The organism is Methylothermaceae bacteria B42, from assembly GCA_001566965.1.
In the GTDB taxonomy this organism is placed as follows: Bacteria; Pseudomonadota; Gammaproteobacteria; order Methylococcales; family Methylothermaceae; genus Methylohalobius.
Genome location: LSNW01000031.1, coordinates 177,894 through 193,211 on the forward strand (window position 1 = coordinate 177,894; position 15,318 = coordinate 193,211).

Genomic DNA, 15,318 nt, shown 5'->3' on the forward strand with positions numbered 1-15,318 from the left:
GTTAAGAATACAGGATTGAATTGAGGTGACAAGTATGATGGATCACAATGAACGCCGCCGTTTCATACGCATGGAGACTGAGTGTAAAATGACCTACCGGCTGCCCCAATCGGATGAGATATATTCCGGCATCTGCCATAATCTCAGCGGTGCTGGGCTGCTCTTCTCCACGGACAGGCCGATAGAGCCAGGCAAAGCGCTGGAGATCAATATTTGCCCCGCCAATAATGTCACGCCGCCGCTGGAAGCTTTCGTCAAGGTGCTGCGGGTTGAAGAAAAAAAGCCTGGCAATTACGAAATTGCGGCGGAAATCAAGGCAATTAAAAGTTAACGCCACAGACAAATTTTCCAAGATTTAACCCCATGGGCCATTACGCCGTTACCAAAGAAGTCCGTTTTTGCTACGGTCATCGCTTGATGAACCACCCCGGCAAATGCAAGCACCTGCACGGTCACAGCGTAAGAGCCGCCGTTACTGTGGCTACAGAGTCTTTAAATGACCAAGGGATGGTCTGTGATTTTGCGGACTTGAAGATTGCCATTGCCTCTTTCGTCCGTCAGCATCTGGATCATAATCTCCTTTTGCACGAATCAGATCCTTTGGTCCCATTGCTTCGCGAAGCCAGTGAACGTTTTCTGACCTTATCCCAACACCCCACCGCCGAAGTGCTGGCCAAGCTGATTTACGATCACGTCAAAGGGAAGGGGTATAATGTGACCGAAGTAATCTTATGGGAAACAGATTCCAGCTATGCGAGCTATCGAGAATGAAGCATTGAATCATGAGCCACCTGAAACCAGTCAATAAATTTCTATGCCTGCAAACTTTGTGTGAATCTAATTTCCGCAAACTACTGCGTTTGATTCCCCATTTACCTGCGCTCGATAAAAACTCGATAGCTCACATGGGCGATAAACCTGCCCTTCATCTCAGTGTCCACGAGAAAGCTCCCTATACACTTATTCTGGAACTGAGTTACTACTTCGAGGTGGAGCCGCAGCCTTTATTCGAACCGGCGCTCAAGCTCCGGGTGTATTTGGATGCCGGCATGGTGGAAGTATTAAGTGATTGCGAACGGCCCCGCAAACGCTGGCAGGGGCCGATGGATCAGCAAATGCTGGAACATAAATGGCGGTTGAATTATTTTTTGGATAAATGGTTGGATCACTGTTTACATCATGGTTATCGTTTTTCGGCCGTCGATGGCGATTTACAAACGGTGTTTGCCAACGCTTGACAAAAACAATAAGAGGCTGACTTCATGAAAAGAAGACAATTTATTCGCCACCTAGGCATGGGTTCCCTGGCTGCAGGGACAGCGGTAACCACGCCTTTGGTGGCGGCTAAAGCACAATTCAAGTGGAAAATGGTCACTGCCTGGCCGAAAAATTTCCCGGGGCTGGGTACTGGCGCTAACCGCCTCGCACAATTGATTACCGAAATGAGCGGTGGCCGAATTAAAGTCAAAGTCTACGGCGCCAAGGAATTGATCCCAGCGTTTGAGGTTTTCGACGCCGTTTCCCGTGGTACTGCGGAAATGGGTCATGCTGGCGCTTATTACTGGAAAGGCAAGGGCGAGGTTTTTCAGTTTTTCTCGGCGGTGCCGTTCGGTCTCACTGCTCAAGAGGTCAATGCCTGGCTTTACTATGGCGGAGGCATGGAATTATGGCGCGAACTTTACGACCGTTTTGGCCTGGTCCCCACTGCTGCAGGCAACACTGGTGTTCAAATGGCGGGCTGGTTCAACCGGGAGATCAAATCGGTCGAGGATCTCAAGGGCTTGAAAATGCGCATTCCAGGGCTCGGGGGCGAAGTGCTCAAACGGGCTGGCGGAACCCCGGTGAACATTCCCGGCGGCGACCTGTTCACCGCCCTGCAATCGGGCACCATCGATGCCACTGAATGGGTCGGGCCCTACAATGACTTGGCATTCGGTTTATACAAAGCGGCCAAATACTATTACTATCCCGGTTGGCACGAACCGGGTTCGGTCATTGAATGCTTTATCAACAAAAAAGCATTCAACGCTCTGCCGAAAGATTTACAGCAAGTAGTCTTGGCCGCCAGCAAGGCCGCCAATCTGGATATGTTGTCGGAACTGACCGCCCGCAATCAGCAAGCCTTGGATACCTTAATTAACGAACACAAAGTCAAAGTAGCGGCACTACCGGACGATGTCATCAAAAAACTCAAAGCCATCTCACAAGAAGTGGTGGCTGAAATCGCCGCCAAGGATCCCTTGGCGAAAAAGGTCTATGACTCGCTGACAACCTTCCGCGGCCAAGTCGCCAAGTGGTCAACCATTTCCGAGCAGGCTTTTATGCGGGCGCGATCGTTATAAGGCAATGTTTAGCCGCCGAGCGTTGCCCACGCCTAGCCCGCCTGAAGCGCAGCAAGCACTTTTTCCAATGCATTCTTTTTGGCTTTGAGCTGCTCTCGGAAATCCATGGAATCGGTATCGGCGATCTCGTAACGCAAATCGGAGAGGTAGCTTTCCAATGCTTCGATAAGATATTCTTTTTCTTGGGGGTTCAAATCCAGTTGTATCATGATTTTTGCGCCTCTCTTTAAGTTTATATTTTGGCTTTACCTTTTTACCTTGCTTTCGAGGCGGGCGTCAATAACTCTGGATGAGGGTTTTGCCAGCAATGAATGAAATTTTACCTTCAGTCGTCATGGATTCGGTGCCGAATCCCGATGCTTGTGTTATTTGGCTGCATGGCCTGGGCGCCGATGGCCACGATTTTGAGCCTATTGTTCCAGAGTTGCGGCTGCCTTCTTCCCTCCGCATCCGCTTTGTTTTCCCTCATGCGCCCCAGCGCCCCGTGACGATCAATCAGGGATATGTCATGCGCGCCTGGTACGATATCACCCACCCGGATCTCGGCCAACGTGTGGATGCCGCCGGGATTCACCAATCCCGGCGGTTGATAGACAAGCTGGTCGATCAGGTGATTGCCGATGGCATTGCCCCGGCGCGGATTATCCTGGCCGGGTTTTCCCAGGGGGGAGTCATTGCTCTGGAGACCGGCCTGCGCCGCAATCCTCCCATCGGCGGTGTCATCGCCTTGTCCACTTATGTCGCCTTGCCCGATGAACTTCCCGGGGCAACCTCTCAATCGCCCCCTATCCTGATGATGCATGGCAGCGAGGACCCGTTGATTCCCTTGCCATTGGCCGAAGCCAGCCGTGATTTGCTGCTGAGCAAAGGCTACCAAGTGGAATGGCACGTCTTCCCCATGCCCCACTCGGTTTGCGCCGAGGAGATTGCGGTAATTCGCCGCAGGTTGCTGGAACGGTTGGGTTAACCTGCCTTCAGGTTTTTATGCCACCAAGGCGTTCCGTTCTTCCTTCCGCGGGTGTTGGCAGCCTGGATGGCTGCCATCAAGCCTCCAAGGATGGATTTACGGCGTCCCGGGGAAGGAAGAACGGAACGCCTCAAATAGAAGCAATCAATTTTGATGGGCCTCGCAGGTTAACCCAACCCCAAAATACACGCGATAATCCGCTCATCAGCGCTGGGAAGCAGCGGAAAACTTTGGAATTCCTCCAGAACACGGGGACCGATTTGCCCTTCGCGCTCGATGATATCCCCCCGGATATCCCGCAGCAACAAGGGCTTGCGGCGTTTTTGCTTGAGCTTTTCGTACCAGATCGGCCGGATGATATCGAGCCAGCGGGCGGCTACTTCGTGCCAATCCGGTTGTTGATAGGGGCTGGGATTTTCAAACAGATTCAACAACGCCAGATAACCATCCAATCTTTGCTGGTCCTTTTTTTCCCGGCTTTGCGTCACAAAGGCGCCAAGGACCTGCTTCATCTCCTCCAGCGCCTTTTGCTTTTTGCGCGACAGGAGTTGGATTTCGATTCTTGCCAATTTTTCCAGGAATTGATCCATTTTGCCGGCTGCCTTCTGGCTTGGGGGCAGGTGCTTCACATCCTCATGAAGGCGTGACCGGAGCAGCTGGCAAATGGCCTCCAGGTCGGTAACGGGCTTTTCTTTCCCGTCACTTAAAAATACCCAGCGGGGCGCGCCAAAACCGCAGCCTTTCAGGCATAAAAACGCCCAGCATTGCTGGCTTTGCACCACGCTGACACGGGAAAGCACGCTGGATTCCAGCTTGCGATAATGTTCATAGGTGGCCTCATCCAACAGGGCATGATCGCCGCTTACCAGCATCCGCACGGGCGCGAAGGCGTCCTGGATTCCGTCCCAGACATCCTTCTTTTGCGCTACTTCCTGGATAAACGCGGTGACATCAACGGGTTTGACAGCGCCCGTTTGCATATCCTCGGGAAGGGGCATGTTGGAGCCAAGCAGGACTTCCACCGTTTCATACCGTTCCAGAAAACGCTCGTCGGAGGACAAGGCAAATTCCGGGGCGTCTTGCGGCCACCACACCGCGATTTCACGATGGGGGCTGTCCAGGCGGTCAATCCGCCCCGCCCGTTGCTCGGCGATCCGGACCACGGTGGGCATATCCAGGTGCAACAGGGTGGCGGCCCGCTGGAGGTTGACCCCTTCCGACAGACTGTCCGAGCACAGCCCGATAATCCCGGTGTCCGGCGAACCGGGACTGAAACAGTTCAGTACATCGCGGCGTCCGGAGGTCTGATCCCCGGTGGCGGTTATGACCCGGTAACGGTTACCGGCAAGACGGCGGATTTGGCGTTCGATTTCCGCCAGGGAAATCAATTTGCTATCGAAAGCCAGCAAAAGCCGGTTGTCTTTTGGCAGGTTATCCATCAACCGGAGGAGGGTTTCCGCTTTGCGAACCTCCCGTCCATCGCTCATTTCTCCAAGCAACTGATAAATTTGCCGGTAGATGGCTTTATCGTGTTCACAAGCGCTAGCATGCTGTGCTTCGTCTGCCAGCCACGGTGGCAACGGAACCGCCAGCCGGTTGACCGGGATCTTGCCCTTGATGCGATCCAGCGTGGCGAGAATATTACCGGTGGCGTGCTGCTTGCGGAATTTATCCAGCGCAAATGTCTCCACCGCTTGCCGGGTGCCGGCAATATGCTCGGCCAATGCCGCTCGGGACGAGCGCAAGCACACCATGATCTGGTAGCCCGCCAGTTTGTTGGCGGCGCTAAGCCGGCCTGTCAGGTATTGTTCTTCACTGACCCCTGTTCTTTTCAGGGTTTCCGGCAATTCAATGGGCTTGAGAAAATGGGTGACGCCATAAAGTTTTTTTGCCAGCTCGCGAATCTGACGGGCAATGTCCCGGTCGCTTTGACTTTCATTCAAGGTATAAATATGGGGATGATGGCGGGGAAAACGGCATAAATTACCGTATTTATCCCGGTATTGCTCCGGTTCCCGCGCAATCAGGCCGTTTAGAATATCCTTGGTGCGGCGCACCGTGAAGCGCTGGATCTCCTTGCGCAAAACCTCGACTTCCTCTTCGCTGAAACCGCGGCGGATATGCCTGGCCCCCAGCAGGCGCTTGAACATTTTCTGGGTGGCCGGTTCCAGGTTGTCCGCGCCGAGCAGATCCACTATCCGAAGCAAATCCTTGACACTGCGGTTGATGGGGGTGGCGGTGAACAATAAGACGTGGTCCGCCATGTGACGCAGAATATTTTGGGTGCGGGATGACCCCAGATTGAGGAAATTGTGGCCTTCGTCCACGCACAGGATCTGGGCCCGGCGCAGCGTGTCCATGGTCAGATCCCGGCGCTGGCTGTGGGGATGGCTGAGGCTGCCGTGGGAATGAATATCGAGGGGGACGCTGGCCTGATTGGATTCCCACTCCCAGTTCGGGAGCACCGCCGGGGGACAGATCATCAAGGCCTTACCCCGATGAATCCGTCCCTTGCCCAGAATATCTTCCATCAACGCGCCAATCAGATGCACGCCCATCCGGGTTTTCCCCGACCCTGTGGTGTCGGCCACCAGGACACTGCCTTGATGGGACAAGATATAAAGTGCCTGGGCAATGCCCTGTTTCTGGGAAGGCCACAGCGGGGCATCGCCGGCGAAAGAGGCATTTCGCCAATAAGCTTGAGCCCAGTCGCCTTCAAGCAATTCCGCGCAGGCCCGGGCCAGCGCTTCCCGCCAATGGACCCAGCGTAGCAACTTTTCCAGTAATGAAATGAGCGCCGGGGTATAATCCTCGCCCATTTGCCAATAATTTTCGGCAATCTGAACCAGCGCCTCATAGCGGCGCTTGTGTTGCCGTTTGCTGAATCGCGTATTGGCCTCCAACTGGCGCTGCATGCCCGGCTGGGTGAAGTTGCTAGAACCCACGCTGGCCGCTTCCTCGCCGCAATAAATCTTGGCGTGCAAGTCACCGATATAACGGGCCCGGGTATGGCCGGACTTGAGGCGCTCCAGGCATTGGATCAACTTGGCGCTCAGGCGCAGGGAAATGCCTCGCCTGAGCCAATATCTTTCCACTTCCTTGGGGAAGCTAACTTGGCGCAGCTCGAAACTTTCCCGCCGGGAGGGAAAGGGTTCGTTACCAAACAAAAGCCGTGGCCTGGACTGATCACCGGCCTGGGCGACAAAGTCAATAATCCGGTCCAGCGAGGCATAGCCGACGACAAGTAACGGGCTAGGGGATTGGTGCAGATCCTTGAGAATTGTGTCTTGAACATGACGCGGGCCAAGATTCAATGGAAACTCATCGGCCTTTGGCCACTCAAATTGCTGGCCACCAAAGCCAGGAATATCCGGTTGACTGAACAAATCCAGGCTTTGGCCTTGCAGGATGGGAGGGTTTTTCGAGGTCATGGGGTTATTTTCTCAATAATTCACCGCAGAGACGCAGAGATTTATTGTTACCAGATTAGGTTGTGGAGGACGGAGATAAAACCCTGGGACTAGCTGTCATTATAGATGTTTCAGGTTACTCCGACCCTATCCATATATTTCTCTGCGCCCTCTGTGTCTCTGCGGTGAAAATATCAACCACTTATAAGGTCATATTCAACCGCGCTTCCATCTTTCTTTTATAGGCAAGTAGCACTGCGGTGTGGGCCAAAGAAGGTGAGGAGACGCCCAGCAATCCGGGCGGGATGGCCAAATCACTCAGATAAACCGGGTAAGTTTCCCGGTGACGGCGCAATTGCCGGATTCTCTCAGCGGCGCGTGAAAAAACATTATCCCCTAGGGTCAGGGTAGTAAATTCCTCCCTATTACACAGAAGGGTGTAGTAAATTTGGCCGCCGCTAATCTCCTCGGCATAAACCCGAACATCAATTTCGGGCTCGGTTGCCAATGGCAGGGTCAAGGGTTGAATTTGCCAATCTCCGCCGATGCCATTCAGTTGAAAACAGTCAATTGCCAGTTCATTGGCATAACGTTGCTGAAGACGGTGCAAAAATCCCGCATATCTTTGCAACACGGCAGACTGCGGCACGCTTTCATAGGACTGGGTGTAAAAGGCGCCCCGCTCATCGAGAATGTAAACTTGGATATGCTGTTTTTTTTGCTGCAAATACAACTGCACACGCCCTTCCCGGTTGTGCTGGAAAAGCAGAGGCAACGGGCTGTCTTTAAGCGCCCACGTATCAAAAACGACTGGAATGAACTTATCTCTTGGCTTCGCCAAGACGTCTTCCAAAGCATTGAAGTCGCCGACTTCCCACCATTGCACTCGCAGGTGTCGCCCCTGGAAAATGTAAAACCGCTGGCCACCCCGCAAAACCTGCCAGCTCTCCCCAGGCGAGGAAAACTGCGCCACCATGGCCTGATAAATGGCTTCTATCCGCATCGCCAGTGTACGGGAGGAATAGCAGTGACAGGCTATTTTGGCCTGCATCTCGCCTTCGTTCAAAACTTGCGTCAAACATTCGAACAGTCCTTCCAGCCCCTCATGCTTACTGACCAATATTTCTCCCCAGCTATTGCAGGAAAGTTGGTCAACGGTTTTCAGCAAACAAGCCTTGACCGCGCCATAACTGAGCGGATCATAACGCTGACTGGTTACCTGAAATCCTTCTTGACTCGAAAGCTGCGTGGGCAGGCCAATATTTGCAAATAAATGCACCGTCTCTATTTTGGGCGATTGCCGAAAGTTCCCCAAGGGAATTTCCTTGGCAAGACGGCGAAAACCCCTCAACGCCTGGCATAAGTAACGCAATTCCGGTTCTGAAACCGGCACTTCGACATCAATCGACCAACGAGTATTGGGTTGATTGATGCGATTGAGCATCACCCAGGCCAAAACTTCAACCAGGCTATGGCCCTGTTTCAGTAATCGGCCCTGCCCCCCACTAATGGACTCTCCCTTGACCTGCCAAAGCAAGCTGCCTTGTGAATGCTGAGACATGCCTATGGTTAAAACCGCTTCTCTTTCCAGGCGATTCTGGTCAAAAAGAATTATCTCAAGCTTGCCAGGACGCCGCTCCAAAGCGGCGTGCAGTTTTCTCCCCAATAAAATCAGATCTTCGTTTTCCCGGGGCTGTTCGTCTCCGTATCGATGAGCAAACCGGCGCAGGCGCTGGTAACTTTCCTCCAGGGCTTCCGTCAGGACACCCCATTCTTCCAGGATTTCCTCGGTACGCTGGCGCTGATGGGTATCCAGCCGATTTAGACCTTTAACTTCCAAACCCCAAGATTGCAGCAAATCATGTAAAAAGTAATTCGGTTGAGTATATGTCGGTAGCGAGGCCGAGTTGACCTTTTGCAGGAAACTATGCCGAATTAACGGCAAAAGGTTGCTTCGATTGCTATCTTGTAATGCCGATTCAACCTTCTTATACAAGAGAAAATAAGGATCAAGCGCGTCGGGATCGACTTCACCCTGGAACAGGGCTTGCTTGATTTGGGTACTGAGCCATCGGGGAGTGGGGTATTCGCTGGCATAGCATTCCAGTAGCTGTATCTTCAACAAAGATTTGTAGGGTGACGCCAAGGCTTTGTACAAATGCCACAAGCCCGCGCTGACAAATTCCTGGGCAGGCACACCATCCAGCCCCCCCAGATCAATCACTGCGCCAGCATCAATAAACCGCTTTTGCAGTAAGTGCGCCACATAGGCAGAATAATTGGCCTCTTGGTCCGGCGGCACCAACCACCATAATAACTTCCGTCCGGCCAGATGCACCGCAGTGCGGTAAAACTCTTCCAGCAGTAAATAATGCTGGGTACTGCCGGCGCTTTCCTTGGATAAAGGCAGGTTTTGTCCTTGCCGGAACCGCTCTGGATCAATAAGGAAGAAATGAACCTCCAGCCCTTCCTCCGCGGCCCAGGCTTCCACCCGGTGACATTTATCCTGAAGTCTTGCCAGCGATTCGGAATCCAGGCCGGGCCGGTGACACAGCCACACATCCAAATCACTGTGACGGGAGTAGGCGATACTGCCGACGCTACCCATTAAAAACATCGCCTGCAGCGGAGAATCAGCCCGCTTCAGCCGGGTATATCGAAAACTTTTCACCAGCCTTTTCGCGGCTTGAAGCACTGTCTTGTTGGGAAAGTAATCACTAATGCCGGAAGGGGTGTCGGCATCCAGATACCCTGGCAAAGAAGGGGTGTTGTGATGAAACAGCAATGGCAGAATTTGCAGACAATCACACTGGCGGGGCGTCAACAACGCCTGTAATCGTTGCCTGCGCAAGCGGTGTAAATGAAGAAAGCGGCGCAGTATTGAATTCAGATCCTTCCGGCTGATTTCTTCGCCGGGTGCGCCAAGGGAAATAGGGCGATAGGATTTATAGCGCAAACGTCAGGAGAGCAATGCGCTCAAATTGAGATCTTGGTCTTTTTCTGCCCGTTTTAATAATTTAAGTAGGTCATCCCCTTTTGACCACGCCGCCACCCCATAGCGGATCTTTCCCTCATCGGCGCTGAAATCCAGAGCCGCCCGGTCACTCAAAAGTTTGGTTGCCAGCTCTTTGGCATCCTCCAGGGAAGTTTCTGGCAACACTAACAGAAATGTTGTGTCATCGAGCATGCCCACCTCATCGGCCCAACGCAGCTTGTCTTTTAATGCCGCGCTCAGGGTACGCATGATTTCATCCTGACGGGGCTTTTCCACCGAAGACTCCAGAGTGAGGCGAATGATGGACAAAGGGTTTTCATAGCGGCGGCTGCGGCTGATTTGCCGGTTCAACTCTTGCATAATGGCGCGGCGGTTTTGCAATCCCGTGGTGGCATCCTTGAGATCCAGCGCTTGAAGCTTGGTCTCCAATGCTTGGGCGGTTTTTTGCAGGGAGACTTGCTCGGTAATTTCCACAAAATAATGGGCCTGAGAGCCATTGGCCAATGCTGCTTGATGCCATCTGAAATGACGGTGCATGCCATCCGTGGTAGCCACTTCCACTATCTCCTGAAACCAATTGGAAAAATGGCTATCGCCAATCGCATTGCCCACAAGCGCCTCGCGGGGCTGTTCAGTCAAGTCAGCCAGGGTTTGGTTTAGCCAGGCAATTTGCCCATCCTTGAGGACTAACACACCCATTGGAGCCAGATCCAGCGTTGCGGCCAAGTCTTCTAGGGTCATCATATCTTCCCCCTGTACCTTTGTGATCCCGTCAGTATGACACAATTGGTTGAATTTTAGCCAATTCCCCTACGATTTTCACCGAAAAACGTTTGAAAAAACGATTCTGAGGGTTTTATTTTCCACAATGGGAACCCCTTCCCATTTTTAGAGGGTGTCGCAAAAGCCGACACCCTCGGCGATGCATGGATGCATCGTCATTTTCGATGGCCATAAGCCATTGAAAATGGAGGAATCGGAAAGTCGCGCTTTTTCGATTCCGAGTCGCAAAAGCCCAACCTTGGGCTTTTGCGACATCCTCATTTTTTAAGATCAGGTAATCCGCAGTCCAGCATAAATTTCCCCAAGCGGCAACCGGGCTTCCATAGAAGACAGCCACACACTGGCGTCTTCCGGTCCGGCGATCTCCACTTCCCCCAGCAGATCACCGCTGCGCCGGTAGATTTCCACTTGAATGGCGTCTGGGGAAACCAGCACGTATTCCTTCAGGCCAGGTAATTTCTGGTAATTGAGCAACTTTTCCCGCCGGTCGGTATTTTCCGTGGAAGGCGACAAGACTTCTATCACCAACACCGGCTCGGTTAAAAATACGTCTTTGGGCTCAGCGGTCTCGCAGCTGACTACGACGTCGGGATAGTAAAAGGCATCGGCGGCGTCAATCCGTACTTTGACATCACTCATATAGACGGAGCAAGGTCTGCCATGTAAATGATTGCGTAGCAGGAATGTCAAGTTCATGGCTAATTGGTTGTGTCCCAAGGTACCGCCTACCATGGCAAATACCTGGCCCGCCACATATTCGTGGCGAATATCGCTGTGCTCCTCGCCCGCCAGATAATCTTCCACCGAAATCCGCTGCAATTGTGCGTGTTGGGTCATGGCAATCTCTCCTGATGGCATCTTTTACCTATTGTGCCATCCATATCACACTGTTTCGTCACACCGCAACCGGGCTTCTTGCACGGCTTTTCTTACTTGCCGGGGCGCGGTACCGCCATAATGATTGCGGGCGGCGACGGAGCCTTCCAATGTCAAGACCTGATAAACATCTTCGCCAATCATGGAACACAAAGCCTGTAATTCCTCTAAGGATAAATCCGCCAAATCACAGTGTTTGGTCAGCGCCAATTGCACCGCCTTACCGACAATTTCGTGGGCGTCGCGAAACGGCACGCCTTTACGCACCAGGTAATCGGCCAAGTCCGTCGCCGTCGCGAAACCCTGTCGGGCGGCTTCCTTCATTTTCTCCCGCTTGGGCTGAACATGGGGCATCATGTCGGCGAACGCCCTAAGGCAATCCTTCAGGGTATCCACGGTGTCGAACAAGGGTTCCTTGTCTTCTTGATTATCCTTGTTATAGGCCAAGGGCTGGGCTTTCATCAGGGTAAGCAGCGCCATCACATGGCCATTGACCCGGCCGCTCTTGCCTCGCACCAGTTCCGGCACGTCGGGGTTTTTCTTCTGGGGCATAATGGAAGAGCCAGTGCAGAACGCATCCGGCAGTTGGATAAAATCAAACTGGGCCGAGGTCCAAATCACCAACTCTTCGGAGAATCGGGACAGATGGGTCATCAACAAAGCCGCGGCGCTACAAAATTCTATGGCGAAATCCCGGTCACTCACCGCATCCAGGGAATTGGCGGCGGGACGCTCGAATCCCAATAACTCCGCGGTATAAAAGCGGTCGATGGGAAACGAAGTCCCGGCCAGCGCCGCCGCCCCCAGGGGCATGATATTGACCCGGCGCAGGCAGTCCCGCAATCGCTCCCGGTCGCGCATCAACATTTCAAACCAGGCGAGCATGTGATGGCCAAAAGTCACCGGCTGGGCCACTTGCAGATGGGTAAATCCAGGCATGATGGTCTCTGCCTCGGCTTCCGCCAGCTCCAGCAAAGCCGTTTGCAGGCGTTTTAATTCGCCGAGAAGATAGCCGATTTGGTCGCGCAGGTAAAGACGGATATCGGTGGCCACCTGGTCATTGCGGGAACGGGCGGTATGGAGCTTTTTGCCCGCCTCGCCAATCAGGGCGGTCAAGCGGGCTTCAATATTCATATGGACATCTTCCAGGGCAATCGACCACGGGAACCCTCCCCGTTCTATTTCCCCGGCAATCCGCTCCAGGCCGCTGATAATTGCATTGCATTCTTCTTCGGTAAGCACGCCGATCTTGAACAGCATCCGGGCATGGGCGATGGAGCCCTGAATATCGTAAGGCGCCAGCCGTTTATCGAAATTGACCGAAGCGGTGAATGCTTCAACGAACGCGTCGGTAGGCTGCTCGAAACGGCCGCCCCAAAGTTTGTGGGTGGTTGTCATATTACCTCTAAAGAAATGCTTAAATTGCGGCCATTATAATTGCAAAGCCGAGGCTTTCCTATACAATAGCCTCGCCGCTGGGTGCCCTTCGCAGGGTGAAACGGGAAGCCGGTCCAAGTCCGGCACTGCCCCCGCAACGGTAGGTGAGAAAAAGACGAATCACAATGCCACTGGATTTCAATATCCGGGAAGGCGGTTCGTACAGCTCTGGCTGCTCACAAGTCCGGAGACCGGCCCGGCAGGCCAATTGGCACGCCACACCAGTTTTGCAGAGGCGTAATCTTCTAACCCAACGGTATGCGGAGGGCATGCCGAAAAGGAGAATCCCATGAACATTCGTTTGAATGCTTTGCTTTTAGTCCCCGTTTTCGCAACATCACCCGTGCTTGCAGCCAATGATGATACCACCCAACTTGAACCTCTGGTGGTAACGGCCACCCGCATTCCACAGCCCCTAAGCAAAATAGGCAGAAGCATCACCGTGATTACCGCCGAGGACATTGCCGCCCGGCAAGTTTTTACGCTGTCAGACGTGCTGCGCTCTGTCCCTGGTTTGGACGTTGTCCAAACCGGTGGACTCGGAAAAACCACCTCGTTATTCTTACGGGGCGCCAATTCCAATCACACCCTGGTACTCATTGACGGCATCGAAGTCAATGATACCGCCAGCCCGGGCGCGGCTTTTGACTTTGCCAACCTGACCGTGGACAACATCGAGCGGGTGGAAATTCTGCGCGGGCCGCAAAGTATTCTCTATGGTTCGGACGCCATTGGCGGCGTTATCAACATTGTCACCAAGCTTGGCAAAGGCAAGCCCGGCGCCAGTCTGAGTGCCGAGGGTGGCAGTTTCAGCACCTGGAAACTGGGCGGCAACAGCGCCGGGAGTCTGGATAGCGTCAGCTACAGCATCAGCGCCAGCCATCTGAAATCCGGAGGATTTTCCGCCGCCGATGACCGGTTAGGCAACCAGGAAGACGACAGCTATAAAAATACTACTGTTTCTGCCCGGATGGGTTGGCAGGCGCTCGACAATTTAAATCTCGATGTGGCCGCCCGCTTTCATCACAGCGAGACCGACATCGATGATTGCGGTGGCCCCAATTGCGATGACCCCAATAATCGCCAGGAAGGGGATCAAATTTTCGTGCGCGGCCAGGGCAAACTGGGGTTATTCGATGACTTTTGGCAACAAACCTTGCGTCTTTCGTACAGCCGTACCGAACGGCGCAATCGTGACCAACTGGAACCCGGCGATCAGTTTGCCCTGGACAGTAATTTCCGCGGCGAAAAATTCAAGCTTGACTGGCAGAACAACCTCAATCTGACCAGTTGGGATACCTTGGTGTTCGGCATTACGACCGAAACCGAATGGTTCGACACTAACGAAATTGATACCAAGTCAGCCACCACCAAAGGCTATTATGGCCAAAACCAGATAGAAATTTGGGACCGATTCATTACCACCGCGGGCGTCCGCTATGATGACCACAACCGGGCAGGCGGCAAGGTAACTTGGGGGGTTTCCCAAGCGGTGCTGATCCCGGAGACAAACACCAAGTTACACGCCAGTTATGGCAAGGGTTTCAAGGCGCCCAGTCTGTTCCAATTGCTGGCTCCTGCAGGCCAGTTTGGTCCTATCGGCAATCCGGACTTGAAACCGGAACGCAGCCGCGGCTGGGATGTGGGGATAGATCAGAGCTTCTGGGAAGATAAAATCCTGCTGGGCGCCACCTATTTCCACAACCAATTTACCAATTTGATTGATTTCGAATTTGGTACCGGCTACGTCAATACCGCTGCCGCCAGAAGCGTTGGGGTGGAATCCTATGTGGAAATCCAACCCTTGGATATTTTAACCCTGCGGGGAAGCTATACCTTCACGAATACCGAAGACAACCAGGAGAACGCCCTTTTCAACCGCCCCAGACATAAAGGCAGCTTCGACGCGGATCTGGCTATTCTGGAAAATGGCCACCTCCATCTTAACGTGCTTACGGTAGGCAGCCGGCGATTCTCATCCTTTTCGGTCAAGCAGAAATTGCCCACCTATGTCGTGGTCAATCTGGCGGGCAGCTATCAAATCCTGCCGAATTTCACGGTTTTCGGCCGCATCAATAACCTTCTCGACAAGGAATACGAGGAAGTCCCGGGTTATGGCGCCAGCCGGGTGGCAGGGTTCGGAGGTTTCCGCTTATCGTTTTAATGTGCCGGCCTTCCTTTTATGGGAAGGCCGGAACGCCTCAGAATGTCCAGCTAAATCGTAACTGCTTGCCCATGCCGGAAGAAGGCCCCATGGGCAGCCTGTCATTTTAACCACGTCATTTCCCTCAAACCGAGGCATATCCCGTAATCAAATATTGTATTCCTTGAATTCAGCCCGGATATTTCACCAGCCGGATTCGGGCTTTTTTGTAATTAACTGATTTCTCATAAAATGCTTAGGTTTTATGATTTCTCCGAAATCCGATTTGGATTCAGCCCGAACCCTATCCCGGCCCTGGCTTGTCCAGGCACGCCTGGGCTTGGGCTTCCTTCAAGCCATAGCTA

The 15,318-nt window shown here is 53.2% G+C and carries 11 protein-coding genes and 1 other annotated feature; of the genes, 6 read left to right on the forward strand and 5 right to left on the reverse strand.

Annotation, left to right across the window (positions count from 1 at the left end; translation table 11 throughout):
* Window positions 1-34: 34 nt before the first annotated feature.
* The 5 genes from AXA67_10930 (at window position 35) to AXA67_10950 (ending at window position 3,309) form a co-directional block, all read left to right on the forward strand.
* Window positions 35-331, forward strand: a complete 297-nt coding sequence (locus tag AXA67_10930; GenBank protein KXJ40362.1) for a pilus assembly protein PilZ — start codon at window positions 35-37, stop codon at window positions 329-331.
* Between the two features lie 32 nt (window positions 332-363).
* Window positions 364-771 (forward strand): 6-pyruvoyl tetrahydrobiopterin synthase, encoded by a 408-nt coding sequence (locus AXA67_10935; protein ID KXJ40363.1) that lies wholly within the window; start codon window positions 364-366, stop codon window positions 769-771.
* A gap of 11 nt (window positions 772-782) precedes the next feature.
* Window positions 783-1,238, forward strand: coding sequence for a hypothetical protein (locus AXA67_10940; protein KXJ40364.1), 456 nt, complete (start codon window positions 783-785; stop codon window positions 1,236-1,238).
* A 24-nt stretch (window positions 1,239-1,262) separates the two neighbouring features.
* Window positions 1,263-2,342, forward strand: coding sequence for an ABC transporter substrate-binding protein (locus AXA67_10945; protein ID KXJ40365.1), 1,080 nt, complete (start codon window positions 1,263-1,265; stop codon window positions 2,340-2,342).
* A gap of 307 nt (window positions 2,343-2,649) precedes the next feature.
* Window positions 2,650-3,309: a carboxylesterase gene (locus AXA67_10950; GenBank protein KXJ40366.1), complete on the forward strand. Its 660-nt coding sequence runs from the start codon at window positions 2,650-2,652 to the stop codon at window positions 3,307-3,309.
* Window positions 3,310-3,476: 167 nt separating this feature from the next.
* Here AXA67_10950 and AXA67_10955 read toward each other — a convergent pair whose 3' ends face one another.
* From AXA67_10955 to AXA67_10975, 5 genes are all read right to left on the reverse strand, one after another.
* A complete protein-coding gene (locus tag AXA67_10955; protein KXJ40367.1) occupies window positions 3,477-6,740 on the reverse strand; it encodes a hypothetical protein in 3,264 nt (1,087 codons plus the stop codon).
* 181 nt (window positions 6,741-6,921) lie between these two features.
* The gene (locus AXA67_10960; protein KXJ40368.1) at window positions 6,922-9,675 is read right to left on the reverse strand and encodes a hypothetical protein; all 2,754 of its coding nucleotides are present in this window, start codon (window positions 9,673-9,675) and stop codon (window positions 6,922-6,924) included.
* 3 nt (window positions 9,676-9,678) lie between these two features.
* Window positions 9,679-10,458: a hypothetical protein gene (locus tag AXA67_10965; protein KXJ40369.1), complete on the reverse strand. Its 780-nt coding sequence runs from the start codon at window positions 10,456-10,458 to the stop codon at window positions 9,679-9,681.
* 309 nt (window positions 10,459-10,767) lie between these two features.
* Window positions 10,768-11,334 (reverse strand): hypothetical protein, encoded by a 567-nt coding sequence (locus AXA67_10970; protein KXJ40370.1) that lies wholly within the window; start codon window positions 11,332-11,334, stop codon window positions 10,768-10,770.
* Window positions 11,335-11,379: 45 nt separating this feature from the next.
* The gene (locus AXA67_10975) at window positions 11,380-12,771 is read right to left on the reverse strand and encodes an argininosuccinate lyase (GenBank protein ID KXJ40371.1); all 1,392 of its coding nucleotides are present in this window, start codon (window positions 12,769-12,771) and stop codon (window positions 11,380-11,382) included.
* A gap of 62 nt (window positions 12,772-12,833) precedes the next feature.
* Window positions 12,834-13,025, forward strand: a binding site (cobalamin riboswitch).
* 74 nt (window positions 13,026-13,099) lie between these two features.
* Here AXA67_10975 and AXA67_10980 point away from each other — a divergent pair.
* Entirely contained in the window at window positions 13,100-14,974 is a 1,875-nt protein-coding gene (locus tag AXA67_10980; GenBank protein KXJ40372.1) for a hypothetical protein, read from the forward strand.
* Window positions 14,975-15,318: the final 344 nt, after the last annotated feature.

Coding starts and splice junctions, on each gene's coding strand:
- AXA67_10940 (KXJ40364.1), top strand. CDS start 783: ATGAGCCACCTGAAACCAGTCAATAAATTTCTATGCCTGCAAACTTTG.
- AXA67_10950 (KXJ40366.1), top strand. CDS start 2,650: ATGAATGAAATTTTACCTTCAGTCGTCATGGATTCGGTGCCGAATCCC.
- AXA67_10975 (KXJ40371.1), bottom strand. CDS start 12,771: ATGACAACCACCCACAAACTTTGGGGCGGCCGTTTCGAGCAGCCTACC.
- AXA67_10970 (KXJ40370.1), bottom strand. CDS start 11,334: ATGACCCAACACGCACAATTGCAGCGGATTTCGGTGGAAGATTATCTG.
- AXA67_10945 (KXJ40365.1), top strand. CDS start 1,263: ATGAAAAGAAGACAATTTATTCGCCACCTAGGCATGGGTTCCCTGGCT.
- AXA67_10930 (KXJ40362.1), top strand. CDS start 35: ATGATGGATCACAATGAACGCCGCCGTTTCATACGCATGGAGACTGAG.
- AXA67_10935 (KXJ40363.1), top strand. CDS start 364: ATGGGCCATTACGCCGTTACCAAAGAAGTCCGTTTTTGCTACGGTCAT.
- AXA67_10955 (KXJ40367.1), bottom strand. CDS start 6,740: ATGACCTCGAAAAACCCTCCCATCCTGCAAGGCCAAAGCCTGGATTTG.
- AXA67_10980 (KXJ40372.1), top strand. CDS start 13,100: ATGAACATTCGTTTGAATGCTTTGCTTTTAGTCCCCGTTTTCGCAACA.
- AXA67_10965 (KXJ40369.1), bottom strand. CDS start 10,458: ATGATGACCCTAGAAGACTTGGCCGCAACGCTGGATCTGGCTCCAATG.